Here is a 22,904-nt window from a genome sequence, read left to right as displayed (position 1 = left end):
ATTGAGGCTATATAAGATATTCATTCAATAGATATGGTTTAAAAACAACGGAAGTTATAAAAAAGCAATCCACCGACATCACGACATCAATGTCGCTCAACTGAAACTCAAGCTATGACAACCAAATAGATGTTTCACTAGGTACAGAAAATGGCTAAAAACAATGCCAGTCAGATAGACCTGACTGGCATTGTTGCATCATGATATTAAAGCCGTAACTGCTGTTCTAATTAACGACTGTACAAACTAGCGGCCACGTTTCACTACTTTAATTTACCGTCATACTGCTCCGCCAGATAAAGCCAGGTATCGACCACGGTATCGGGGTTGAGCGACACCGAATCGATCCCCTGCTCCACCAGCCAAGCGGCAAAGTCCGGGTGATCGGATGGCCCCTGGCCACAGATCCCCACGTACTTGCCCGCCTTGCGCGCGGCCTGAATCGCCATGGCCAGCAGTGCCTTGACCGCCTCGTTGCGCTCGTCGAACAGATGGGCGATTAGCCCTGAATCCCGATCCAGCCCAAGGGTGAGCTGGGTCATGTCGTTGGAACCGATGGAGAAGCCGTCCACGTGCTCGAGGAACTTGTCTGCCAACAGGGCATTGCTCGGGATCTCGCACATCATGATCACCTTGAGCCCCCGCTCGCCACGGCGCAGACCGTTCTCTGCCAGGATGTCGATCACCTGCTCCGCCTCGCTCACGGTGCGCACGAAGGGGATCATCACCTCGACGTTGGTCAGCCCCATGACATCACGCACCCGCTTGATCGCCTCGCACTCGAGGGCAAAACAGGGGCGGAAGCTGTCGGCGATGTAGCGCGACGCGCCACGAAAACCGATCATCGGGTTCTCTTCGTGAGGCTCGTAGCCACGGCCGCCCACCAGGTTGGCGTACTCGTTGGACTTGAAGTCCGACATCCGCACGATCACCCGCTCCGGCCAGAAGGCGGCGGCTAGGGTGGCGATGCCCTCGGTCAGCTTGGCGACGTAGAACTCCCGCGGGCTGTCGTAACCGGCGATCATCTTGCCGATGGTGGCCTTGAGTTCGGGGCTCTGGCTGTCGAACTCCAGCAGCGCCTTGGGGTGCACCCCGATCATCCGGTTGATGATGAACTCGAGACGGGCCAGACCGACACCGGCGTTTGGCAGCAGGGCAAAATCGAACGCCCTGTCCGGGTTGCCAACGTTCATCATGATCTTGATGGGCAGACGCGGCATGTTGCCCACCTCGGTGACCGCCACGTCGAAGTCCAGCTCGCCGTCATAGATAAAACCGGTATCCCCTTCCGCGCAGGAGACGGTGATAAGCTGGCCAGCCTCGATGCTATCGGTGGCATTGCCACAGCCCACTACCGCCGGAATGCCCAGCTCGCGGGCGATGATGGCGGCGTGACAGGTACGGCCGCCCCGGTTGGTGACGATGGCGGAGGCCCGCTTCATGATGGGCTCCCAGTCCGGGTCGGTCATGTCGGTGACCAGCACATCGCCGGGCTGTACTTCGTCCATCTGACTGATGGAGGAGATGACCCGCGCCGGGCCCGCGCCAATCTTGTGACCGATGGCCCGCCCCTCGATCAGCACCTTGCCCGCTTGCTTGAGGGCAAAACGCTCGAGGGTGTTGGCCTCCTGGCGGCTGCGCACGGTTTCCGGGCGTGCCTGCACGATGTAGAGCTGGCCATCCTGCCCATCCTTGGCCCACTCGATGTCCATCGGGCGGCCATAGTGCTGCTCGATGATAAGGGCCTGTTTCGCCAGCGCCATCACCTCCTCATCGCTGATGCAGAAGCGGCTGCGCTCGGCCTCATTGGTGTCGACAATCTTCACCTGACGGCCGTGACCGGCATCGTCCGAGTAGGTCATCTTGATAAGCTTGGAGCCGAGGGTCTTGCGCACCACCGCCGGGCGGCCCCCCTTGAGAGTAGGCTTGTGCACATAGAATTCATCCGGGTTGACCGCCCCCTGCACCACCATCTCGCCAAGACCATGGGCGCCGGTGATAAAGACCACGTCGTTGAAGCCGGACTCGGTATCCAGAGTAAACATGACGCCGGAGGCGGCGAGATCCGAGCGCACCATCCGCTGCACCCCTGCCGAGAGGGCAACACCCTTGTGGTCGTAGCCCTGATGCACCCGATAGGAGATGGCGCGATCGTTGAACAGAGAAGCAAACACATGCTTGACCGCCGTCATGACGGCATCGATGCCACGTACGTTGAGGAAGGTCTCCTGCTGACCGGCAAAGGAGGCGTCCGGCATATCCTCGGCGGTGGCGGAGGAGCGCACCGCAAACGAGGCCTCGACACCGGCACTCAACTTTTCATAGGCAACCCGGATCGCCTGCTCCAGCTCGGGCTGGAATGGGGCTTCGATCACCCAGTCGCGGATCTGCTGACCGGCCCGGTTGAGGGCGGCGATATCGTCCACATCCAGATTGTCGAGCAGATGGTGGATCTTGCCGTTGAGGCCGCTTGACTCCAGAAACTCGTTAAACGCAAAGGCGGTGGTAGCAAAGCCCCCCGGCACGGATACACCGGCGCCAGAGAGGTTGCTGATCATCTCGCCAAGGGATGCGTTCTTGCCGCCAACTCGTTCTACGTCCTGCATTCCGAGTTGTTCGTACCAGAGCACGTACTGTTGCACTTGGATGTCTCCAGGTTGGTGGGCACCGGTGCCATAGCACCTCGTGCGCCCGATTTAATCGATGAGGTTATGGGTAAGTCAGGTGCGTTATTGTCTGTTTCTTTTGTTGCCAACGACCATGAAAACGTTTTCTGCTGGTTTTCAAAAAAATCCCCGAGCAAGAGTTGGGGATAGTCGAATGACCGGAACATTCTACAATGGCGACACAAAAAGATAACGATTCAGGTTTGCAAGCCACTTCACAACTTGGGCACAGCAGACCGGTTGACAAAACTGGTATGGTTTCGGGAGATACTTCTCACCCTTTACCCCATGCGACCCCACCCGCGGTATCACAGGAGCCCTACGTGCACACCGTATTTTATGTTTCAGACGGAACCGCCATCACCGCCGAAGTGTTCGGTCACGCGGTATTGAGCCAGTTTCCGCTGGCCTTCGAGCAGATCACTATCCCCTTTGTGGAGACACTGGAGAAAGCCCGTCAGGTACGGATGCGGATCGACGAGCAGTTCCGCCAGACCGGGGTACGCCCCATCCTGTTTCACACCATCGTCGACCCGCTGGTACGGGAAGAGGTACTGAAATCGGAAGCGTGCGGCCACGACTTTCTCAATACCTTCGTCAGCCCGCTGGAGCAGGAGCTGGGGGTAAAAGCCGAGCCCCGCCTCCATCGCACCCACGGCATGGAGAATCGCAAGCTCTATGACGATCGCATCGAGGCAGTCAACTTCGCACTGGCCAACGACGATGGCATCACCACCAGGGAGTACGATGAGGCGGACATCATCCTGATCGGGGTCTCCCGCTGCGGCAAGACCCCCACCAGCCTCTATCTGGCGCTGCAGTTCGGCATTCGCGCCGCCAACTACCCCTTTATCGAGCAGGACATGGGGATGCTGGAGCTGCCGGCCCCCCTCAAGGCCAACCGTCACAAGCTGTTTGGCCTCACCATAGCGCCGCAGCGGCTGCACGAGATCCGTAACCAGCGCCGTGCCAACAGCCGCTACTCCTCCATCGAACAGTGCGAGCAGGAGCTGGCCTGCGTGGAGCGACTGTTTCGCCAGGAGGCGATCCGCTTCCTCGATACCAGCTCCCACTCGGTGGAGGAGATCAGCGCCAAGGTCCTCGAGGCGACCGGTCTGCGCCGCCAGCTCTGTTAAGACAGCTTGACAGCTATCGGCATCAACAAAAGATAAAAATTACAGTGTCGCGGCGAAAGTCAGCTGTGGCGAACTGCAATTCACATAGATGACAGTGAAAAGCGTGGATAAAAAAGGGATAAGCACCACAAATGCTTATCCCTCTTCTTGTCGACCTTAGCGTTGTGCCCTTGTCACCCGCTGCCAGTTAGCCGCTATTCGATTCCGTTCTGCTGCGCTCGGCAAACAGCCAGCGTTAACTAACGATTGAGCTCAGGGTTGTTCATCAACCGGGCATAGAAGGCCAGCAAACCGTGGCGCAGGCGAACCCGCTCCGCCAGCCAGCCGCCAACGAGCGCCCCCGTTACCCCACCAACCAGCAACAGCGGCTGCCAGTAGTGCAGCAACTCCTGATCACCGAGTAACAACCAACCCAGCAACATAATCGCGGCCAGCAGCAACAACAGCGGACTGGCGGCAATCCCTAACCAGAGCGCCACCTGTACACCCCGGGCAACCCCTTGTTGCAGCACGCTTTCGCGCTTTCTGTACTCCAACTCCCTGCACTCTTCCCTGTACTCTCGCTTGTTTGGCATCATTTGCATCCATTTGTGGCTTGGCACCACAAAAGCACACCAACAAGACAAAATGTCAATCAAACAGAATTCGATTGCACAAACATTAACCAAAAACTACCAAGAAGCCTCTTCAGATCATGAAAAAGCTGCCTTTGGTACAAAACACGGCCATTAGAGATGGAAAACAGGTGCATTCATGGCGGATTATCACTATTCTGCTTCGGTTGCCAGCCAACACTAAAAATTGCAAATGGCATGGTGTAACGAAATAAATACAGCTTTCGTCAGGTTTTGGCTACGCACTGCGGCCTGCTCAGGATGAGCCCAACACCGACCAGATACAACAGAGACGTAAGGACAGACCCATGGATTTGAAACAAGACGGTGAGGAGCTGAAGCGCGGCCTTAAAAACCGCCACATTCAGTTGATTGCTTTGGGCGGCGCCATCGGCACCGGCCTCTTTCTGGGCATTGCCCAAACCATCAAGATGGCAGGCCCCTCAGTCCTGCTGGGTTATGCCATCGGCGGCTTTATCGCCTTCCTGATCATGCGCCAGCTCGGTGAAATGGTGGTGGAAGAGCCGGTAGCCGGTTCATTCAGCCACTTTGCCTACAAATACTGGGGTGAGTTTGCCGGTTTTGCGTCCGGCTGGAACTACTGGGTGCTCTACGTGCTGGTGAGCATGGCCGAGCTGACCGCGGTGGGCATCTATGTCCAGTACTGGTGGCCCGAGATCCCGACCTGGATGTCGGCCGCCTTCTTCTTCGTGCTGATCAACGCCATCAACCTCTCCAACGTCAAAGCGTTTGGCGAGATGGAGTTCTGGTTCGCCATCATCAAGGTGGTTGCCATCATCGGCATGATTGGCTTTGGCGGCTATCTGCTCCTCTCCGGTGCCGGCGGCCCCGAGGCAAGCGTCACCAACCTGTGGGCTCAGGGCGGCTTCTTCCCCAACGGCATCAGCGGCCTGGTGATGGCGATGGCGGTGATCATGTTCTCCTTCGGCGGTCTGGAGCTGGTGGGCATTACCGCCGCGGAAGCGGACAACCCCGAGAAGAGCATTCCCAAGGCCACCAATCAGGTGATCTACCGCATCCTAATCTTCTACATCGGTGCTCTGGCTATCCTGATGTCCCTCTACCCTTGGGGTAAAGTGGTGGAAGGCGGTAGCCCGTTCGTGATGATCTTCCATGCACTGGACAGCAATCTGGTCGCCACCGTGCTCAACATCGTGGTGCTGACGGCGGCGCTGTCGGTCTACAACAGCTGCGTCTACTGCAACAGCCGCATGCTGTTCGGTCTGGCCAAACAGGGCAACGGCCCGAAAGTGCTGCTCAAGACCAACAAGAGCGGTGTACCGCTGGTTGCCCTCTCGGTCTCTGCCATCGCTACCCTGCTCTGCGTGCTGATCAACTACCTGATGCCGGGCAAGGCCTTCGGTCTGCTGATGGCGCTGGTGGTCTCCGCACTGGTGATCAACTGGGCGATGATCAGCCTCGCGCATCTGAAGTTCCGCAAGGCCAAGGTCGCAGAAGGTGTCCAGCCCAAGTTTAAGGCGTTCTGGTATCCCTTCGGCAACTACCTCTGCCTCGCGTTCATGGCCGGTATTCTGGTGATCATGTATATGACCCCGGATTTTCGCATCTCGGTCGAACTGATCCCCGCCTGGCTGGTGGTACTGGGTATTGGCTTTGTCATCAAGCGCAAAGGACAAGCTCAAAGCAAGGTCGCAGCCAATCTGGGTTAATGCCCGAATCTAGCGACATCAATGCAAAACGCCGATCACATGATCGGCGTTTTTTTATTGCGCGCAGCGCAACTGACCGCACTACTAGCAGCCATAGCCCTCAGGAAGGCAGCTCTTGCCTTTGATCTTGCCGATGCTCTGGGCTGTTGACGCAACACTCATCGCGGAAAAAGGCGATGATCTCCTCCAACACCGCGTATTGAGAGACGCAAAGCAGGGTGCGACTCTCCCGGTTTTGCTTCACCAGCCCCACCGAGACCAGCGCCGCAATATGGTGGCTGAGGGTGGAAGCGGGGATCGCCAGCTGCTTTTGCAGCTCACCCACCGGCAGCCCCTGCTCTCCCGCCTTGACCAGATGCTTGAAGATAAACAGCCGGGTCGGATGACCCAGCTCTTTCAATGCCTTGGCGACCTCTTCCAGTTGCATCTCTGCGCCCTCCACAAATTTGATATTTCGATAATACCAGAAATATCTTGACCGGCCATTCATTTCGATTATTTTGGAAATATAGAAATCAAGTGAGGATACGACAATGAATGAGTGGTTAACCATGCTGACCAATGCAGCCCAGATGTTCCTGTTTCTGGCTGTCGAGCTGTCGGTGCTGTTTCTGGTCATTAGCGCCGGGGTCAGCCTGATCCGCCAGAAGATCCCCGACGAGAAGATCCAGCGGATGCTGGGGGCGCGCCATGGCAAGGGCTATCTGCTCTCGGCCCTGCTCGGTGCCGTCACCCCCTTTTGCAGCTGCTCCACCATCCCCATGCTGAGAGGATTGCTCTCGGCCAAGGCTGGCTTTGGCCCCACCCTCACCTTCCTGTTTATCTCGCCACTGCTGAACCCCATCATCGTCGGCTTGATGTGGGCCACCTTTGGCTGGAAAGTGACCCTGCTCTACGCCGTGATCGCCGCCAGCGTCTCCGTCATGGCGAGCATGCTGCTCCACAGATTGGGATTCGAGCGCCATGTCATCGACCCCAAAGAGGCCACCCCCTCTTGCGGTAGCGACTGTGGCCCGGCGACCCGCGCCACAACTCAAAGAAATTGCAGTGACAACCAACGCAGTGCCATTCGCGCAATCAAACCCCTCAACGGGGCAGCGTGCTGCCCGGCTCCGCAACCAGAGATGGCAGAACAGGCCACCCTCCCCTGCTGCGGCGATGGCACGGCTGCCCTGACCAGAGCGCCACAGCTCCCCACCGCCTGGGTCAAAGCTCGCATCGATGCTTGGCAGCAGTTCAAAGCGGTATTGCCCTTCCTGCTGCTGGGGGTGCTCATCGGCTCGTTTATTTACGGTTTTATTCCGGCCGAGTGGATCGCCGCCCATGCCGGCGCCGACAACCCGATGGCCATCCCCTTCAGCGCCATCGTCGGGATCCCGCTCTACATCCGCGCCGAGGCCGTGATCCCGCTGGCGTCGGTACTACTGGGTAAAGGGATGGGAATGGGCGCCGTCATGGCGCTGATCATCGGCAGTGCCGGTGCCAGCCTGACCGAGGTGATCCTGCTCAAATCGATGTTCAGAACCCCGATGATTGTGGCCTTCCTTACCGTGATCCTCGGCATGGCGATCCTGATGGGCTACCTGACGCAACTGCTGTTTTAAGTCGCCCATCTTTAAACAGACAGGGTGTTAAGCCAGCAGAGTGTGAAACCATCAGGCTTACCCTAGACAAACTCCGATCGGATGATCGGCGTTTGTCTATTCCGTACGGCAATCAATTTGAGACAGCCAAAGGATGAGGGGTTTGCTGCTCTCCGGGCCATGTGACTTGGCCTGCCTCCCCTCGCCGAACTGTGCTGTAAAAATGTGAGACCCATCCCGTCCCCACGCAGTAGCACAAGAGTTAATGTGCAACAACACAATAAATGAACATCCTCTGCCATACTCAAACGAAGTATTCCGTTACGCCGAAACCGGAGCCTGATCATGGTAACCAGCTCGCTTCACACCACAGATACCGAGGTTGAATTTGCCGACGATATCCAGTTGGTATCGACGACCGACCTCAAAGGGGACATCACCTACGCCAATCCGGCGTTTTGTCAGGTGGCAGGCTATCGCCTGGAAGAGATGTTGGGGCAGCATCACAATCTGGTGCGCCATCCCGACATGCCCAAGGCAGCGTTTGCCGATCTCTGGGCCCACCTGCAGGCAGGAAAACCATGGCGAGGCATGGTAAAAAACCGCTGCAAAGATGGTCGCTATTATTGGGTTGATGCCTATGTCACCCCGATTTATGAAGATGGCAAGATGGTGGGCTACCAATCCGTCCGCTGCCGTCCCGCCGCAGAGCACAAAGCGCGTGCCAGCAAGATGTACAAAACCCTTAAAGCCCGTGAAACCGGCTCTGCCATTCACATGGGCCTGCGTCAACTCACACCGGCCATGATGACCATACCTCTGCTGCTCGTCAGCGTGATCAGCGCGCTCTGGCTGCTCTCACCGCTGCTGGCGCTCTGGGTCATCATTCCTCTCTTGGCAGCCATCTGGTTCAATCGCCATCCTCTCTTCCTCACACCGCGATTCTTGCAGCAGCTCGAGCAGGATTACGACAGCATCAGCCGCCTTATCTTCTCGGGGGATGCCCCCCACAGCATTGCCGATTTCCATATCAAACTCGGGCAAGCGAAGATCCGTACCGTACTCGGCCGGGTGGATGACACCACGGCTTCGCTCAATGCCATGGCCAATGACCTGCGCGGCTCCGCCTCGCTGGCCAGCCAGGATATCTCTTCGCAAGACACGCAGATCCAGCAGATTGCCACCGCCGTCACCCAGATGGCTTCGGCCGCCGAGGAGATCAACCGCAATATTCAAGACAGCAACAGCCAGATTGAAGAGGCCCGCAGCCACTGCATCACCACCAGCACCCAGCTTTCGGAAGCAGGAGAAGAGATGTCTGCGCTGGCCACCCAGGCGGAGCAAGCCTTTCAGTCAGCCGTTGAGCTGGCGAGCGAGTCCGAGCGGATCGGCACCATCATGAGCGAAATTCGCGGCATTGCAGATCAAACCAACCTGCTGGCGCTCAATGCCTCCATCGAAGCCGCACGGGCCGGCGATCAGGGGCGCGGCTTTGCAGTGGTGGCGGACGAGGTTCGCAGCCTGTCGACCAGAACCCACAAGGCGACAGAGCAGATCCAGAACAGCATTGGCCATATCCAGCAAACCCTTGGGGGATGGAAAGAGATGATGCATCTCAATGTGACCAGAACCAACGCCTGCCTCGCCACCACCCGGGCAAGCACCGGCAACCTGAATCAGGTTGTGGTCGAGATAGACAAGGTCTCTGATTTTTCCAACCAGATCACCGCCGCAGCCACCGAGCAACAAGCGGTCATCGAGGAGATCAGTCGCAATATCAACCAGATATCCTCGCTCTCTCACGATAACAGTCTCAAAATCGATCAGGTGAGTGAAACCAGTGCCAACTTGCAGAGCAAAGCTAGCCAGCTCAAGGACTTAAGCCGGACATTCGGATAGCAACATGCAAATAAAGTCCATGTAAACGAAGGGCCACCCGTCTGGGTGGCCCTGTTGTTTATAAGGCTTAACTGTAGCTCCTAAACGCCACTTACTTGGCGTAATCCTCAGTCGGGATACAGGAGCAGAACAGGTTGCGATCGCCGTAGACGTCGTCGATGCGGTTCACAGAGGGCCACAACTTGGCAGCGCGCACGGCGTCGGACGGGAAGACCGCCTCGGCGCGGCTGTAGCCACGGGACCACTCTGCATCCATCACATCATCCTGCGTGTGCGGCGCATGGACCAGCGGGTTGTCGGCGAGGCTCCACTGCCCCTCCTGCACCTTGGCAATCTCGGCGCGGATGGACGTCATCGCCTCGACGAAGCGATCCAGTTCGCGCTTGGATTCCGACTCGGTCGGCTCGACCATCAGGGTGCCCGCTACCGGGAAGCTCATGGTCGGCGCGTGGAAGCCGTAGTCCATCAGCCGCTTGGCCACGTCCATCTCGCTGATGCCGGAAGCCTCCTTGAGCGGACGGATATCCAGAATGCACTCGTGGGCCACCCGACCGTTGCGGCCAGAGTAGAGCACCGGGAAGGATTCACCCAGCTTCTTGGCCAGATAGTTGGCGTTGAGGATGGCGACCTGAGTGGATCTCTTCAGCCCCTCGTCACCCAGCATGGCGATATACATCCAGCTGATGGGCAGGATGCTGGCCGAACCGAATGGTGCAGCCGACACGGCGCCATTGTCACGGCTCTCCTTGTCGGTCTTGACCACGGCATGACCAGCCACGAACGGTGCCAGATGTTTCTTCACGCCGATGGGGCCCATGCCCGGGCCGCCACCGCCGTGAGGAATGGCGAAGGTCTTGTGCAGGTTGAGGTGAGAGACGTCTGCCCCGATAAAGCCCGGTGCCGTCAATCCAACTTGCGCGTTCATGTTGGCGCCGTCCAGATAGACCTGACCACCGTGCTGGTGAACGATGTCGCACACCTCCTTGATGGTCTCCTCATACACCCCGTGGGTGGAGGGGTAGGTCACCATCAGACAGGAGAGTTGATCCCCCGCCTCGGCGGCCTTGGCGCGCAAGTCGTCGAGATCCACGTTGCCGGACTTGTCACAGGCGGTGACGATCACCTTGAGCCCCGCCATCTGGGCAGAGGCCGGGTTGGTACCGTGGGCAGAAGCTGGGATAAGGCAGATGTCGCGATGCCCTTCACCACGAGACTCGTGATATTTCTTGATGGCGAGCAGACCTGCGTATTCACCCTGCGCACCTGAGTTGGGCTGCATGCAGACCGCATCGTAACCGGTCACTTTCACCAGCCAGTTTTCGAGGTCGGCCAGCAGCAGTTGGTAGCCCTTGGCCTGTGCCAGCGGGGCGAACGGGTGCAACTTGCCGAACTCGGGCCAGGTCACCGGGATCATCTCGGCGGTGGCGTTGAGCTTCATGGTGCAGGAGCCGAGTGAAATCATGGCGTAGTTGAGCGCCAGATCTTTGGCTTCGAGACGGTGGATATAACGCAGCATCTCGGTTTCGGAGTGGTACTTGTTGAACACCTCGTGGGTCAACACGGCATCGGTGCGCAGCAGATCCTGCGGGATGGCGTGATGGGTCTGCGCCGCCTTGTCGAGGGCCTCGATGTCGAGGCCATGGCCTTGGCCGAGGAAGAGATCGAACAGCTCGGCCACATCGCCGCGAGTGGTGGTTTCAGAGAGGGAGATCCCTACCGCACCGTCGAGGTCTGCACGCAGGTTGATGCCATTAGCTTCAGCCTTGGCAATAAGTGCTGCTTTATCTGCCGTCAGCACGGTCAGGGTATCGAACCAGCTGGCATGCTTGAGGGCAACCCCCTTAGCCTTGAGGCCAAGCGCCAGAATGGTAGTGAGACGGTGCACGCGGGAGGCGATGGTTTTCAGTCCTACCGGGCCGTGATAGACGGCGTAGAAGCTCGCCATGTTGGCCAGCAGCACCTGAGCGGTACAGATGTTGGAGTTGGCCTTTTCGCGGCGGATATGCTGCTCGCGGGTCTGCATCGCCATACGCAGCGCGGCCTTGCCACGGGCATCCTTGGAGACGCCGATAATGCGGCCCGGCATCGAACGCTTGTAGGCATCGCGGGTGGCGAAGAAGGCGGCGTGGGGGCCACCGTAACCCATGGGCACACCAAAGCGCTGGGCGGAGCCCAACACCACGTCGGCACCCAGCTCGCCCGGGGATTTGAGCAGCAGCAGGGAGAGCAGATCGGCGCTGACGCAGGCCAGCCCTTTCTGGGCCTGTACCGCGGCAATCAGGGCACGCAGATCTTTCACCTCACCTGTGGTGGTGGGGTACTGGAACAGGGCCCCGAACACCTCTTCGCTCACTGCATCGCTCGCAGCGCCAACCGCCACGTCGAAACCGAAGTGAACCGCGCGCTCCTTGACCACGTCGATCACCTGCGGGTGCACGTCATCGGCAACAAAGAACAGGTTGGATTTGGACTTGGCCATCCGTTTGGCCAGCGCCATCGCCTCGGCGGCGGCGGTCGCTTCATCCAGCAGGGAGGCGCTTGCCAGATCCATGCCTGTGAGATCCAGCGTCAGCTGCTGGAAGTTGAGCAGGGCTTCGAGACGGCCCTGCGCCAGCTCGGGCTGGTACGGGGTGTAGGCGGTATACCAGCCCGGATTTTCCAGCACATTGCGCAAAATAACGTGGGGCACATGGGTATCGTGATAACCCATGCCGATGTAGCTCTTGGCAATCTTGTTCTGGGCGGCATAGCCCTTGAGCTTGGCCAGCGCCTCCACTTCGGTCATGCCGGCACCGATCCCCAGCGGACCCGGCAGGCGAATGGCGGCGGGCACGGTCTGGGCAATCAGATCGTCCAGGCTTTCGGCCCCTACGGTCGCCAGCAGCTGGCGCAGCTCTTCCTCGCCCGGGCCGATATGGCGGCGGACAAAATCGTTTTTTTGCTCGAGTTCAAACAGTGACTGGGTCATTTCCCTATTTCCTGATAAATAAGTCCTGGCATGACATCCTGATAACCAAGACCTGATGTTCCTGATCGTCGGCTGATACCGACGCCACTCATGTTCTGGGTCCCGCAGACAGGGTGCGGCACCGGATGCTGCGGCAGCATCAAGAGGGGATCGCCTTGTTGCGAACCGGCCCGTTTGCCCTGGCAAAAGCAGGCAAGCAAACGGCAGGCGCGGGCGACTTCACCTTTCCACCGGCCGGTGCTTGCCCGGCTGGCGGTCATACAAAGGGGCCCTGCTGTATTGGCAGGGCCCGGGGGCATTACTCTTCGTCCACCACGTTCTGGTAGCCTTCGGCATCCAGCAGGTTGGCCAGCTCGCTCTCGTCATCGAGCTTGATGCGGAACAACCAGCCAGCGCTGTAGGGGTCGGAGTTGACCAGCTCGGGGCTCCCTTCCAGCTCGTCGTTGACGGCGATGATCTCGCCGCTCACCGGGCTGTAGATGTCGGAGGCCGCCTTGACCGACTCGGCCACGGCGCAGTCGTCACCGGCACTGACCTGCTTACCCACTTCCGGCAGCTCGACAAACACCATGTCACCCAGCAGCTCCTGGGCGTGTTCGGTGATACCGACCACGGCCTCGCCGTTGGCTTCAACACGGATCCACTCGTGGGAAGTGGCATATTTCAGTTCGCTCGGGATATGGCTCATTTGTGCTTCCTTTGATCTTTGAGTCGCGTTTAAAAACGAATATGAAAAGGGATAGGGGAGGCACTGCCCTCCCCCAAGACGGTATTAAACCAGCTTCTGGCCGTTACGGACGAAAGCGGGCTTGGTGACCTTCACGGTGACCAGCTTCTTGCGGATCTCCACCTCGGCCAGCTCACCGATATCGCGGGGCACCCGCGCCAGGGCAATACTGTAGCCCAGGGTGGGGGAGAAAGAGCCGGAGGTGATCACACCTTCCCGCTTCTCACCGTTTGCCGCGGTGAAGGTGACCGGCATACCGGCACGCAGCACCCCTTTCTCTTCCATCACCAGACCCACCAGCTTGGGCTGGTTGCCCGCCGCTTTCTGCGCTTCCAGCACGTCACGGCCGATGAAGTTGCGATCGCTCGGCTCCCAGGCGATGGTCCAGGCCATGTTGGCGGCGAGTGGAGAGATTGACTCGTCCATATCCTGACCGTAGAGGTTCATCCCCGCCTCGAGGCGCAGGGTATCGCGGGCACCGAGGCCGCACGGGGCGACGCCGTTATCCAGCAGCGCTTGCCACAGCTCGCAGGCTTTCTCTTGCGGCACCACGATTTCATAACCATCTTCGCCGGTGTAGCCGGTAGTGGCGATAAAGAGATCGCCAGCCTGCACGCCGAAGAAGGGTTTCATCCCCACCACGGCGGTACGCTGAGCGGCGCTCAGCACAGCAGCAGCCTTGACCTTGGCGTTGGGGCCCTGCACCGCAATCATCGCAAGCTCGGGACGCTCGGTCACTGTGATGTCGAAATCGATGGCGTGATGGCGGATCCAGGCCAGATCCTTCTCGCGGGTAGCGGAGTTGACCACCAGCCGGTAGAAGGTATCGGTCAGGTAATAGGTGATGAGGTCATCGATCACGCCGCCTTCCGGATTGAGCATGCCGCTGTAGAGGGCCTTGCCGGGGGCAGTGAGTTTGGCCACGTCGTTGGCCAGCAGGTGTTGCAGAAAGGCTTTGACCCGTTCGCCGGTCAAATCGACGATGGTCATGTGGGAGACATCGAACATACCGGCATCGCTGCGCACCGCGTGGTGCTCTTCCAGCTGGGAGCCGTAGTTGATGGGCATTTCCCAACCGTGGAAGTCCACCATCTTGGCGCCGGCTTCCAGGTGTTTGGGATGCAGTACAGTAGTCTGGATCATCGCATTCTTTCCTTAGCAAAAAGCCTTTTCGCTTTGGCGACCACCCTTGCGACCCGCGCCACCGCTCTGACTGCAATACGTACAGCAAAAAGCGACCGGATCCAAAAGTGTGTGCTCGCTCCTGCCCTTGCCAGGCAAGAGGGATTCCTTGAACGGAGCGGATTATATGACAAGCAGGCGAGCGTGCCGCTCAAAAAAAACTAATCCCCTCCCGTAAAACTGACTCCAGACACTAAGATAAATGCAGTGATAAAAACAGCCATAAGCCGACTCAGGCGAGATTAAATTTTGATTTTTACCGTTTCGTCACAATTTGCAGAAAAACGTTTCGCTCCAGAGCAAAATTAAAGGCTGACACCCAAAACGGGTCATCAGCCTTGTCGGATTACTTTTGTTGTCAAAAACGGCGAGTAATATTAGTTTTTTTCACCCTTGGCCTGCATGGCACTGCCCTTGGTCGCAGCAACAGTCCAGTCAGGCCGGGCCAATGCGGGCAACTCGCCCTCCAGCCCCATGGCGGCGCGGATCACCCCCTCCTTGAACGGAGTCAGCAGGTTGGCCGCGCGCAATCCCACGCCCCGCACCAGCTTCTTGAGCGGGTTGGCCCCGCTGAACAGCCGCTTGAGCCCTTCCATCGCAGCCAGCATGCGAGCCGCTTCGCTCTTGCGCCAGCGCTCGTAGCTACGCAGGTTGGCAAGCAGGCCGATATCCTCACCCGCGGCATGATTTTGCAAGATCTGCTCCGCCAGCGCGGCAGCATCCAGCAGGCCAAGGTTGACCCCCTGCCCCGCCAGCGGGTGGATGGTGTGGGCGGCATCTCCCACCAGCACCAGCCGCTCGCGGGCAAAGTCGCGGGCATAGCGGGCGGTGAGCGGAATCGCGCTGCGCGGCCCCTCCACCTTGCACAGACCGAGCCGGGCATCGAAGGCGGCGGTAAGCTGGCGATTGAACTGCTCGTCATCGCAGGTGCAGAGCGCCTCGGCGCGGGCCGCAGGCAGTGACCAGACGATGGAACAGAGGTTCTCCTGCCACAGCGGCAAAAAGGCGAGCGGGCCATCCGGGGTGAAGATCTGGCGTGCCACCGCCTCATGGGGTTCGGCGCAGCGCACCGTCGCCACCAGCGCGTGGTGGCCATAATCCCAGCTGGTAAGCGGGATATCAGCCTGACGGCGCACCCAGGAGTGGGCGCCATCGGCAGCCACCACCAGTTTGGCCGAGATGGCCTGACCATCTTCAAGGAGCAGCAGGGCGCCCGCCGGGCCGCTCTGCAGGCTCTTGGCTCTGGCAGGGGTCAGCAACTGGATATTGCTGGCACCTTCAATCGCCTCAAACAGCGCCTGCTGGATCACCCGATTCTCGACGATGTGGCCGAGGTTGGCCTGACGCAGGCTGGCGGCATCGAAGTCGATATGGCCAAAACTGTCCTGCTCCCACACCGCCATCTTGTCGTAGGCCTGCAAGCGGCGCGCTTCAATGCCGTCCCAGGCGCCAACATGACGCAGGATCTGCTGGCTGGCCAGACTCAGGGCGCTGACCCGGTTATCGGCCACCTCCCCCAGCTGCGGATCGGGCAATTGCCCCTCCACCACCAGCACCTTGAGGGCGCTATGTTTCAGGGCCGCAGCGAGCCCCAGCCCCACCATGCCGCCACCGACAATCACCACATCCACATTTTGCATCTGCATCATCTCATCCTTTCAGGGCTGACCGGCTGGCCAGCGAGGGGACACCCGCAGGCATCACCTCTTTATTCAATAGGTTTTGATCAACGAATGGCGGTCACCATCTTCCGGTCAACAGGTTCCACTCAACAAGTGCTGGCTAGTTGCCGCACACATCGGCGACAAAACCCAGGGTGCGCGAGGCAAGCGGCGCCTTGAGGCACGGGAATCGCCCCATCAGGGTGAGCGCCAGATTGCGCCCCGCCACCAGCGGATCGTGACCATTGGAGAAGAGCTGGGCCAGCGAAGAGGTGAGCCAGACGGTCTGCTCCTGATCCTGCTTGCGCTGCTGCCAGTAGCCACTCAGTACCTTGAAGCTGCCGATATCCTCCCCCTCTGCCAACGCCTTGGCTACGGCGCCGGTAAGCAGGTCGAGATCCCGCATCCCGAGGTTGAAGCCCTGTCCGGCAATCGGGTGCAGGGCGTGGGCGGCATTACCGACCAGCACGGTGCGCTGGGCCAGCGGGTAGTCGCAGGCGGTCAGAATGAGCGGATAGACGTTACGCACGCCGCATCGCTCGAAGCGACCAAGCCGCCAGCCAAAGGCCTGCTGCAGACGGGCAAGAAACGCCGCCTCATCGAGGGCCGTCAGCTCATCCACCTCATGCTGCCCTACGCTCCACACCAGCGAGGAGAGCCCCTCCTGCATCGGCAGCAGGGCCAGCGGCCCCCCTTCGGTAAAACGCTCGAAGGCGCGTCCCTCAGGGTCTTGCGCCGTTTTGACCGTGGCGATGATGGCGTGTTGTTCAAAGTCGTGGCGGGTCACCGGCAACTTGAAGTGCTGACGCACAAAGGAGTTGCCGCCGTCTGCCGCCACCAGCAGGCGGGTCTCAATCTGTTCACCGCTCTCGAGGGTGAGGGTCACCTTCTCCTCATCGGGCGCAATCTCGCTCACCCGAGCCGGACAGCAGACCCGGATATTGGGAGAGGCCGCCATCGCCCGTTGCAGCTCATGACCGGCAGCGGCAAGCTCGATCACCTGGCCCAGCGCGGGCAGACCGTATTCGGCCGCCGACAGGCGAGCCTGACCGAAGTGGCCCCGATCCGAGACATAGATCTGGGTAATGGGGGCGCAATGGGGGGCAAACAGCGGCCAGAGTCCGCGTCGCAACAGCGCATCACAGGTACCGGCCGAAAGCGCAATGGCGCGGGCGTCGAACCCTGAATGGGTGTGCTGTTCGGGGACGCTTGCCTCCAGCAGAAGGATCTCGAGGGGGGAGCCATCGGATCGAAGCAGAGCCGCCAGCGAGAGCGCCAGCACGGCACCGCTCATTCCACCGCCGACCAGGGTGACATCGACCTGTCGCACATCAGATTGAGACATAAGCAGAGAGGAAGAAGTGAAAAAGGTGGCCTCATGCTATCACAAAGCCGCTGGCCGAATGCGAGGTCACCGGCAAAAAACCGGTTGCGCCTCACAGGGTTAGCCACCACAAGGAAATAAAAAAGAGCGCCATCAGGCGCTCTTGCAGATTCAGTAAGGGTCGCGTTGACCCGCACCTCAATGAAGGGTCGGCGGCGCGCTCGGGGTATCGGGGCGCTTGCCAAACTCTTCGAAGGCCATCATGACACCCAGTTTGACGTGTTCGTAGAGCACCAGGAAAGAGGCTTCGTTCTCGTCATCTTCCTGATCGAACTCGGCGGAGACCTGAGTGATGCTGGCAATATCCTGGATCATCTCCTGCAGCTCTTCCGACGCGCGGGAGAGCTCCTGCTGCACCACGCCGAAACCGGCCAGAAATGCCTGTGACCAGTCCACCAGCGAATCGATGCGCTCGTCGAGGGGAGCATCATCGCTTGGCAGCAACAGCTCGACGCCCTTCTGGGCCATCAGGCTCTCGACCACATTGTGATAAAGATCGGTCATCACCTGGCGCACCGGGGCCGGCAAGCCGAAACCGTCGTTCACCAGATCGTTGAAATGGGGCAGCCAACTCTTGTCGTCCAGTGCCACTCCGCCGCACACCAGACCGCAGATCACACCATGGGCCTCTACTGCGCTGGCCATCAGTTCATGTTGTTCCATGATGTCGGCCACTGCCGCATATTTAAGGGGGTTCGTTTTGCTCATCGAGGATCCGCTCAAAGTTCAGTCAAATTTGCAGAATTAATGGTCAGGATCCTAGCATTCTCCCTCTTGCAGAGCCAGCAAGGCCTTGAAACTTATGCATCTGCGCTATATAGTCCCGCCCAGTTGTCCACGTGGATAAAGGCGGAAATCAGCTCCGCCGTATTGAGGAAGGCATGAGCACAGAGGCCGTAGAAATCGTCATTTTGGGACGTCCCTACAAGGTATCCTGTCCCTTGGGACAGCAGGATGCCCTGCGCCAGGCCGCCGAGCAGCTGACCGACAAGTTGATCGACCTGCGTCAACGCTCCAAAGTCTCCAGCAACGAGCAATTGGCTATCATGGCGGCGCTTAATTTCTGTCATGAGCTCTGCCTTGAAAAAGAGAAAAACCACCAATACTCTGAGACCATGGACAAGCGGATCAAGATGCTGCAGCGCACCATCGAAGCGGCCCTGATCGAGCACGGACAATATGGTGATTCCAGCGAAGAGGGGCAACAGCCCTAATCGCAAACCGTTTTAAAATTCCCTGGGATGTTTGTCAGCCGGTTCAAGTCCCCGAGCCGATATTCATACCAAACAGGGGATCTGCCTTCTGGCTATTGCGCATGCTCGGCACGACCGAGAAGCCTGCGGTCAGATCCGATCCCCGCCTTGAACCGACGGTTCAAGGGCCCAAACCGGCAACGGCATCTCGGGGTACCAACAGCAAAAGCCCGTCACCAGCGTGACGGGCTTTTTCTTTGCCTGATGATCAACGAACTGTCCCGTCCTGAATATGGTTTACACCTTTCCCCCCAATAAATGGAGAACCCGATGGGACAAGGTGTGAAACGGACACTACCATAACGACAAAGCCCGCCAAAAGGCGGGCTTTGTTTTGCAGCAGGCAAGCACGTTTAGATGGCCATCTGCTCGTGGGGGGAGCCATGGTGGCGCAACCAGACAAAGCTCAGCGCCACGATCAGCACCATCAGGGTCATGATGGCCCCCAGGGTCACCTGTCCAGTCATCGGGAAACCGGCGGCCAGCAGGGTCACCACGCCCGCCCCCAGATTCTGCATCCCGCCGAGAATGGCCCCCGCGGTGCCGGCCTGACCCGGGAAGGGCTCGATGGCACAGGAAGTGGCGGTCGGGTAGAGAATGCCGCTACCGATGAAGTAGACGGCCGCACCACCGACCAGCGAGGCGGCACTCACCACCCCGAACAGCCCCGGCACCAGAATGATGAGGGAGCCGAGCGCCAGAAAGGCGATGCCAAGGCGCATCAGTTTGCCCTGAGTCAAACGGAAGCTCAGCTTGGCAGAGAGCCAGGCACCGAACAGATAGCCGGGCAGCGGCAGCACGAACAGCACGCTCACGGTACGGGCGCTCAGTTTCAGCACATCGCCCAGCAGCACACCGGCCGCCGCTTCAAATACCGCGAGTCCAGCAAAGGTCGCCATCAGGCAAAGCAGGTTGCCCTGAAACTTGGGGTTGCCCAGCACGTGGCGATAGGCAGCACCGACGCGCAGTGGCTGACGGGCAGCAGCAGGCAGAGTTTCACCAAACCAGGCCATGATCGCCAGAGTGGCTACGGCACCAAAACCGAACAGGAACCAGTAACCGGCGCGCCAGTTGAACAGCTCGGTCAGCCAGCCCCCAAGCACAGGCGCCAGCAGCGGGGAGAAGATCACCCCCATGCTCACCAGACTGTTGGCGCGGTTGAGCTCGGCGCCGTTGTAGCGATCGCGCATCACGGTGCGGCTCATGGCGCCACCGGCACCGGTGCCCAGCCCCTGAATAAAGCTGCCCACCAGCAGGGCGGAAAAATGGGGGATGACCTGAATGATCAGGGTGCCTACCAGAAACACCATCATGCCGACGATCAGCACCGGACGACGACCAATGCGATCCGACAACGGCCCGTAGACAAACTGGGAGAGGCCATAGGGGATCAGGTAACAGGCCATCACCGCCTGCAACTGGCCCGAGGCCACATTGAAGTCCCCCGCCATCATGGGAATGGAGGGGACATAGAGGGTCTGGGTCATCTGGCCCACAGCGACCATCAGAATGGTCAGTAAAAACAACGGATAAAAACTGTGCCGATCCATATCAGTCCCAAAAAATCGAAAAATGCTGCCGCCCCTCTGGCACAAAATGGCCCAGAGGAATCTGATCACAGAGGCTGTGATGCAATCAAAAACAGTGTTGGAAACAGTAGGCGGGGAGCCCGCCAGACCACCGCACAGGACGCTTGGTGGTATGGGGGCATCATAGTGATTCAGCTCACAGAAAACGAACGAATCTTTATAATCGGCTTGCCTTAGTTTTTCTAATATTACGGGGCTTTACGCCCCATCAGCAGTTAAAAATCAACGGGTTACCATCTGCTGCGCCTGCTTGATCAGCTCATCGGGCTGCTCCTTGCGTGGCGGTATGGTGATCCCCTTCTGGCAGGCAGGTTTCTCGGCCATCCGATCCATCCAGGCTTGCAGATGGGGTAACCCCTCGATGGAGATGCCGCTCCAGTCATAAATCCGCACCCAGGGCCAGGTGGCGATATCGGCGATGCTGTACTCGTCCGCCAGATATTCGTGATGAGCCAGATGGCTGTCGAGCACCTCGAACAGGCGGCGCCCCTCCTTCTGGTAGCGTTCGATGGCGGCGGGGATCTTCTCGGGGAAATAGCGGTAGAAGACGTTGGCCTGCCCCATCATGGGTCCTACCCCGCCCATCTGGAACATCAGCCACTGGATGGCCTGAGAGCGTCGTTTAGGATCGGCCGGCAACAATTTGCCTGCTTTCTCCGCCAGATAGATGAGGATGGCGCCCGACTCGAATACGGCAAAATCGTCGTTATCCCGATCGACGATAGCCGGAATGCGGCCATTTGGGTTGATGGCAAGAAACTCGGGCTTCTTCTGATCCAGTGCCGACAAATCGAGGGGAATGACCCGATAGGGCAAACCCAGCTCTTCGAGAGCGATCGCCACTTTGAAACCATTGGGGGTCGCGGCGGTGTAAAAATCGATCATGATTCACTCCTTGTTGGTCATAGCCAGATTGCACAGTTTTAACAGGGTGCAACACCATAGCCACCTCATCTTGCAACAAGTGACCGGCTCCAGACCATTAAAAAGCGGCGCACCATAGGCCAAATAAGGCCACGGTGCGCCGCTGGTGCGCTCTGGCAATGGTAGATATTAGTTGATCACGGCGACCGGCTTGCGCTGGCGCAGCATGATCAGGCGGGAAAGCAGCGGGAAGTAGGACTCCAGCTTGCGCAACAGCACCCGGCTGCAGGCAGGCTCGGCCAGCTCCGACTCATCCAGCACGATGCCGTTTGAGACAAAATAGAAACGGGGGTCACGCACATCCGGCCCGCAGACCGTCAGCTCCTTGTCCCCCTTGCGGATCAGCAGCGGCAAGACCGGCAAACCGATCGTCTCATCCTCTCCCCGGGCAAATCCGGCATCCTGCCAGGGCGCATCACCGTCGATCAGCAGGATCGCCGCCTCCGTCTTGGCCGGTTGCCACTGGGCCAGGGGGTCACGGTGATGTGGGCAAAGTGATCACCGTACTCGGGTGACGATCGTAAAATGGCCAGCAGTCCCTCGCTGGCAGTAGACACATTTTGACTCACTAATGACAAATTCATGGTTCACATCCCTATGCTCATGACAGCCTGTATCCGGCTGCTGGGATAAGACTAGCGCAGATCTGGTCTATATTGGAGCCGTCAAATCTGGCAGTGGTAATCAATTGGTCGTAGGGGGATAACAGTTGCCATCGCACAAAATACTGGTATCATACCGTGTCCTTTTATCCCCGTTCTTTAACATCCAGTGGTGAACCTATGCATCCGATGCTGAATATCGCCGTGCGCGCTGCGCGCAACGCCGGTCAAGTTGTAGTAAAAGCCTTCTCCCAGCCCGAGAACATTGAGGCTATCCAAAAAGGCAGCAATGACTTCGTGACCAACGTTGACCGTGAAGCCGAAGCGGCCATCATTCACACCATCAAAAAATCTTACCCGGAGCACAGCATTGTTGCTGAAGAGTCTGGTGAGATTGCCGGTACCAATCCGGACTACCAATGGATCATTGACCCACTGGATGGCACGACCAACCTTGTCAAAGGCATTCCGCACTTTGCCGTTTCCATCGCCCTGCGCGTAAAAGGCAAAACCGAACAAGCCGTTGTTTACGATCCCATCCGTGACGAACTGTTTACTGCTACCCGTGGTAGCGGCGCCCAGCTGAACGGCTACCGCATCCGTGTCGGCAAAGCCAAAGAGCTGGCTGGCACCGTACTGGCCACAGGTTTCCCCTACAAGCAAAAGCACCACATCGAGTCCTACCTGAAGATGTTCCAGAGCATGTTCATCGAATGTGCCGACATCCGTCGCTCCGGCTCTGCCGCACTGGATCTGGCCTACGTGGCTGCCGGTCGCGTCGACGGTTTCTGGGAAATCGGCCTCAAGCCCTGGGACACCGCTGCCGGTGAACTGCTGGCCAAAGAAGCTGGCGCCATCGTCACTGACTTCGTAGGTGGTCACAACTACGAAAACTCCGGCAACATCGTGGTTGCCAACCCGCGCGTCCTGAAAGAGATGCTGGGCAAGATCCGTGAAGAGCTGCCGGAGTCTCTGGCCAAATAAGCCAGCCTTCGAGCAGACAGATAAAAAAACCGGCGCAAGCC

General features: G+C 58.9%; 18 protein-coding genes, 1 other RNA gene and 1 pseudogene. 7 read left to right on the top strand and 13 right to left on the bottom strand.

Annotated features, from left to right (window positions below):
- Nucleotides 1-263: 263 nt before the first annotated feature.
- Nucleotides 264-2,642, bottom strand: coding sequence for a phosphoenolpyruvate synthase (gene ppsA, locus ACTG2U_RS00425; RefSeq protein ID WP_439973863.1), 2,379 nt, complete (start codon nt 2,640-2,642; stop codon nt 264-266).
- 347 nt (nt 2,643-2,989) lie between these two features.
- On the opposite strand from ppsA, the gene ppsR reads away from it, so the two are divergent.
- Nucleotides 2,990-3,802 (top strand): posphoenolpyruvate synthetase regulatory kinase/phosphorylase PpsR, encoded by an 813-nt coding sequence (gene ppsR, locus ACTG2U_RS00420; protein WP_005333888.1) that lies wholly within the window; start codon nt 2,990-2,992, stop codon nt 3,800-3,802.
- Between the two features lie 239 nt (nt 3,803-4,041).
- On the opposite strand, the gene ACTG2U_RS00415 is transcribed toward ppsR, so the two are convergent.
- Nucleotides 4,042-4,338 (bottom strand): hypothetical protein, encoded by a 297-nt coding sequence (locus tag ACTG2U_RS00415; RefSeq protein ID WP_234917802.1) that lies wholly within the window; start codon nt 4,336-4,338, stop codon nt 4,042-4,044.
- Between the two features lie 386 nt (nt 4,339-4,724).
- On the opposite strand from ACTG2U_RS00415, the gene ACTG2U_RS00410 reads away from it, so the two are divergent.
- A complete protein-coding gene (locus ACTG2U_RS00410) occupies nt 4,725-6,107 on the top strand; it encodes an amino acid permease (RefSeq protein ID WP_101529969.1) in 1,383 nt (460 codons plus the stop codon).
- A 100-nt stretch (nt 6,108-6,207) separates the two neighbouring features.
- On the opposite strand, the gene ACTG2U_RS00405 is transcribed toward ACTG2U_RS00410, so the two are convergent.
- Nucleotides 6,208-6,534 (bottom strand): ArsR/SmtB family transcription factor, encoded by a 327-nt coding sequence (locus ACTG2U_RS00405; RefSeq protein ID WP_005344826.1) that lies wholly within the window; start codon nt 6,532-6,534, stop codon nt 6,208-6,210.
- Nucleotides 6,535-6,640: 106 nt separating this feature from the next.
- On the opposite strand from ACTG2U_RS00405, the gene ACTG2U_RS00400 reads away from it, so the two are divergent.
- A complete protein-coding gene (locus ACTG2U_RS00400) occupies nt 6,641-7,711 on the top strand; it encodes a permease (RefSeq protein WP_439973862.1) in 1,071 nt (356 codons plus the stop codon).
- A gap of 324 nt (nt 7,712-8,035) precedes the next feature.
- Nucleotides 8,036-9,589 (top strand): methyl-accepting chemotaxis protein, encoded by a 1,554-nt coding sequence (locus tag ACTG2U_RS00395; protein WP_429014084.1) that lies wholly within the window; start codon nt 8,036-8,038, stop codon nt 9,587-9,589.
- A 91-nt stretch (nt 9,590-9,680) separates the two neighbouring features.
- On the opposite strand, the gene gcvP is transcribed toward ACTG2U_RS00395, so the two are convergent.
- The 7 genes from gcvP to ACTG2U_RS00360 form a co-directional block, all read right to left on the bottom strand.
- Nucleotides 9,681-12,557 carry an aminomethyl-transferring glycine dehydrogenase gene (gene gcvP / locus ACTG2U_RS00390; protein ID WP_439973861.1) on the bottom strand — a complete coding sequence of 959 codons (2,877 nt, stop codon included), beginning with the start codon at nt 12,555-12,557 and terminating at the stop codon, nt 9,681-9,683.
- Nucleotides 12,554-12,817, bottom strand: a complete 264-nt coding sequence (locus ACTG2U_RS00385; RefSeq protein WP_160882027.1) for a hypothetical protein — start codon at nt 12,815-12,817, stop codon at nt 12,554-12,556. Before ACTG2U_RS00385 ends, gcvP begins: the two co-directional genes overlap by 4 nt.
- 38 nt (nt 12,818-12,855) lie before the next feature.
- Entirely contained in the window at nt 12,856-13,245 is a 390-nt protein-coding gene (gcvH, locus tag ACTG2U_RS00380) for a glycine cleavage system protein GcvH (RefSeq protein WP_042060204.1), read from the bottom strand.
- An 84-nt stretch (nt 13,246-13,329) separates the two neighbouring features.
- On the bottom strand, nt 13,330-14,427 hold the full coding sequence (gene gcvT, locus ACTG2U_RS00375) for a glycine cleavage system aminomethyltransferase GcvT (RefSeq protein ID WP_058056652.1): 1,098 nt from the start codon (nt 14,425-14,427) through the stop codon (nt 13,330-13,332).
- Nucleotides 14,428-14,843: 416 nt separating this feature from the next.
- Nucleotides 14,844-16,112: an FAD-dependent 2-octaprenylphenol hydroxylase gene (locus ACTG2U_RS00370; RefSeq protein WP_429068252.1), complete on the bottom strand. Its 1,269-nt coding sequence runs from the start codon at nt 16,110-16,112 to the stop codon at nt 14,844-14,846.
- A gap of 136 nt (nt 16,113-16,248) precedes the next feature.
- Complete coding sequence (gene ubiH / locus ACTG2U_RS00365; RefSeq protein ID WP_439973858.1) at nt 16,249-17,472, bottom strand: 2-octaprenyl-6-methoxyphenyl hydroxylase; 1,224 nt, start codon at nt 17,470-17,472, stop codon at nt 16,249-16,251.
- A 177-nt stretch (nt 17,473-17,649) separates the two neighbouring features.
- Nucleotides 17,650-18,219: a UPF0149 family protein gene (locus ACTG2U_RS00360; protein ID WP_005333908.1), complete on the bottom strand. Its 570-nt coding sequence runs from the start codon at nt 18,217-18,219 to the stop codon at nt 17,650-17,652.
- A 173-nt stretch (nt 18,220-18,392) separates the two neighbouring features.
- On the opposite strand from ACTG2U_RS00360, the gene zapA reads away from it, so the two are divergent.
- Nucleotides 18,393-18,725, top strand: coding sequence for a cell division protein ZapA (gene zapA, locus ACTG2U_RS00355; protein WP_005333910.1), 333 nt, complete (start codon nt 18,393-18,395; stop codon nt 18,723-18,725).
- A 16-nt stretch (nt 18,726-18,741) separates the two neighbouring features.
- Nucleotides 18,742-18,923: non-coding RNA, 6S RNA (ssrS, locus tag ACTG2U_RS00350), on the top strand.
- A gap of 194 nt (nt 18,924-19,117) precedes the next feature.
- Here ssrS and emrD read toward each other — a convergent pair.
- The 3 genes and pseudogenes from emrD to ACTG2U_RS00335 form a co-directional block, all read right to left on the bottom strand.
- A complete protein-coding gene (gene emrD, locus ACTG2U_RS00345; RefSeq protein WP_151286272.1) occupies nt 19,118-20,314 on the bottom strand; it encodes a multidrug efflux MFS transporter EmrD in 1,197 nt (398 codons plus the stop codon).
- A gap of 261 nt (nt 20,315-20,575) precedes the next feature.
- Nucleotides 20,576-21,238, bottom strand: a complete 663-nt coding sequence (locus tag ACTG2U_RS00340; RefSeq protein WP_005333923.1) for a glutathione S-transferase family protein — start codon at nt 21,236-21,238, stop codon at nt 20,576-20,578.
- Between the two features lie 168 nt (nt 21,239-21,406).
- Nucleotides 21,407-21,861, bottom strand: a pseudogene (locus tag ACTG2U_RS00335) (hypothetical protein).
- A 198-nt stretch (nt 21,862-22,059) separates the two neighbouring features.
- Here ACTG2U_RS00335 and suhB point away from each other — a divergent pair.
- Complete coding sequence (suhB, locus tag ACTG2U_RS00330; RefSeq protein ID WP_005352992.1) at nt 22,060-22,863, top strand: inositol-1-monophosphatase; 804 nt, start codon at nt 22,060-22,062, stop codon at nt 22,861-22,863.
- Nucleotides 22,864-22,904 lie beyond the last annotated feature (41 nt).

Source organism: Aeromonas sp. 95A (assembly GCF_051919235.1).
GTDB classification, from domain to species: Bacteria; Pseudomonadota; Gammaproteobacteria; order Enterobacterales; family Aeromonadaceae; genus Aeromonas; species Aeromonas veronii.
Note: the sequence above shows the minus strand (reverse complement) of the source record. Positions and strands in the feature narration are given on the sequence as shown.

What these genes read in the sequence shown, in the direction of transcription:
- ACTG2U_RS00410 (WP_101529969.1), top strand. Translation starts at nt 4,725, where the DNA reads ATGGATTTGAAACAAGACGGTGAGGAGCTGAAGCGCGGCCTTAAAAAC.
- ACTG2U_RS00405 (WP_005344826.1), bottom strand. Translation starts at nt 6,534, where the DNA reads ATGCAACTGGAAGAGGTCGCCAAGGCATTGAAAGAGCTGGGTCATCCG.
- ACTG2U_RS00400 (WP_439973862.1), top strand. Translation starts at nt 6,641, where the DNA reads ATGAATGAGTGGTTAACCATGCTGACCAATGCAGCCCAGATGTTCCTG.
- ACTG2U_RS00395 (WP_429014084.1), top strand. Translation starts at nt 8,036, where the DNA reads ATGGTAACCAGCTCGCTTCACACCACAGATACCGAGGTTGAATTTGCC.
- gcvP (WP_439973861.1), bottom strand. Translation starts at nt 12,557, where the DNA reads ATGACCCAGTCACTGTTTGAACTCGAGCAAAAAAACGATTTTGTCCGC.
- ACTG2U_RS00385 (WP_160882027.1), bottom strand. Translation starts at nt 12,817, where the DNA reads ATGACCGCCAGCCGGGCAAGCACCGGCCGGTGGAAAGGTGAAGTCGCC.
- gcvH (WP_042060204.1), bottom strand. Translation starts at nt 13,245, where the DNA reads ATGAGCCATATCCCGAGCGAACTGAAATATGCCACTTCCCACGAGTGG.
- gcvT (WP_058056652.1), bottom strand. Translation starts at nt 14,427, where the DNA reads ATGATCCAGACTACTGTACTGCATCCCAAACACCTGGAAGCCGGCGCC.
- ACTG2U_RS00370 (WP_429068252.1), bottom strand. Translation starts at nt 16,112, where the DNA reads ATGCAGATGCAAAATGTGGATGTGGTGATTGTCGGTGGCGGCATGGTG.
- ubiH (WP_439973858.1), bottom strand. Translation starts at nt 17,472, where the DNA reads ATGTCTCAATCTGATGTGCGACAGGTCGATGTCACCCTGGTCGGCGGT.
- ACTG2U_RS00360 (WP_005333908.1), bottom strand. Translation starts at nt 18,219, where the DNA reads ATGAGCAAAACGAACCCCCTTAAATATGCGGCAGTGGCCGACATCATG.
- zapA (WP_005333910.1), top strand. Translation starts at nt 18,393, where the DNA reads ATGAGCACAGAGGCCGTAGAAATCGTCATTTTGGGACGTCCCTACAAG.
- emrD (WP_151286272.1), bottom strand. Translation starts at nt 20,314, where the DNA reads ATGGATCGGCACAGTTTTTATCCGTTGTTTTTACTGACCATTCTGATG.
- ACTG2U_RS00340 (WP_005333923.1), bottom strand. Translation starts at nt 21,238, where the DNA reads ATGATCGATTTTTACACCGCCGCGACCCCCAATGGTTTCAAAGTGGCG.
- suhB (WP_005352992.1), top strand. Translation starts at nt 22,060, where the DNA reads ATGCATCCGATGCTGAATATCGCCGTGCGCGCTGCGCGCAACGCCGGT.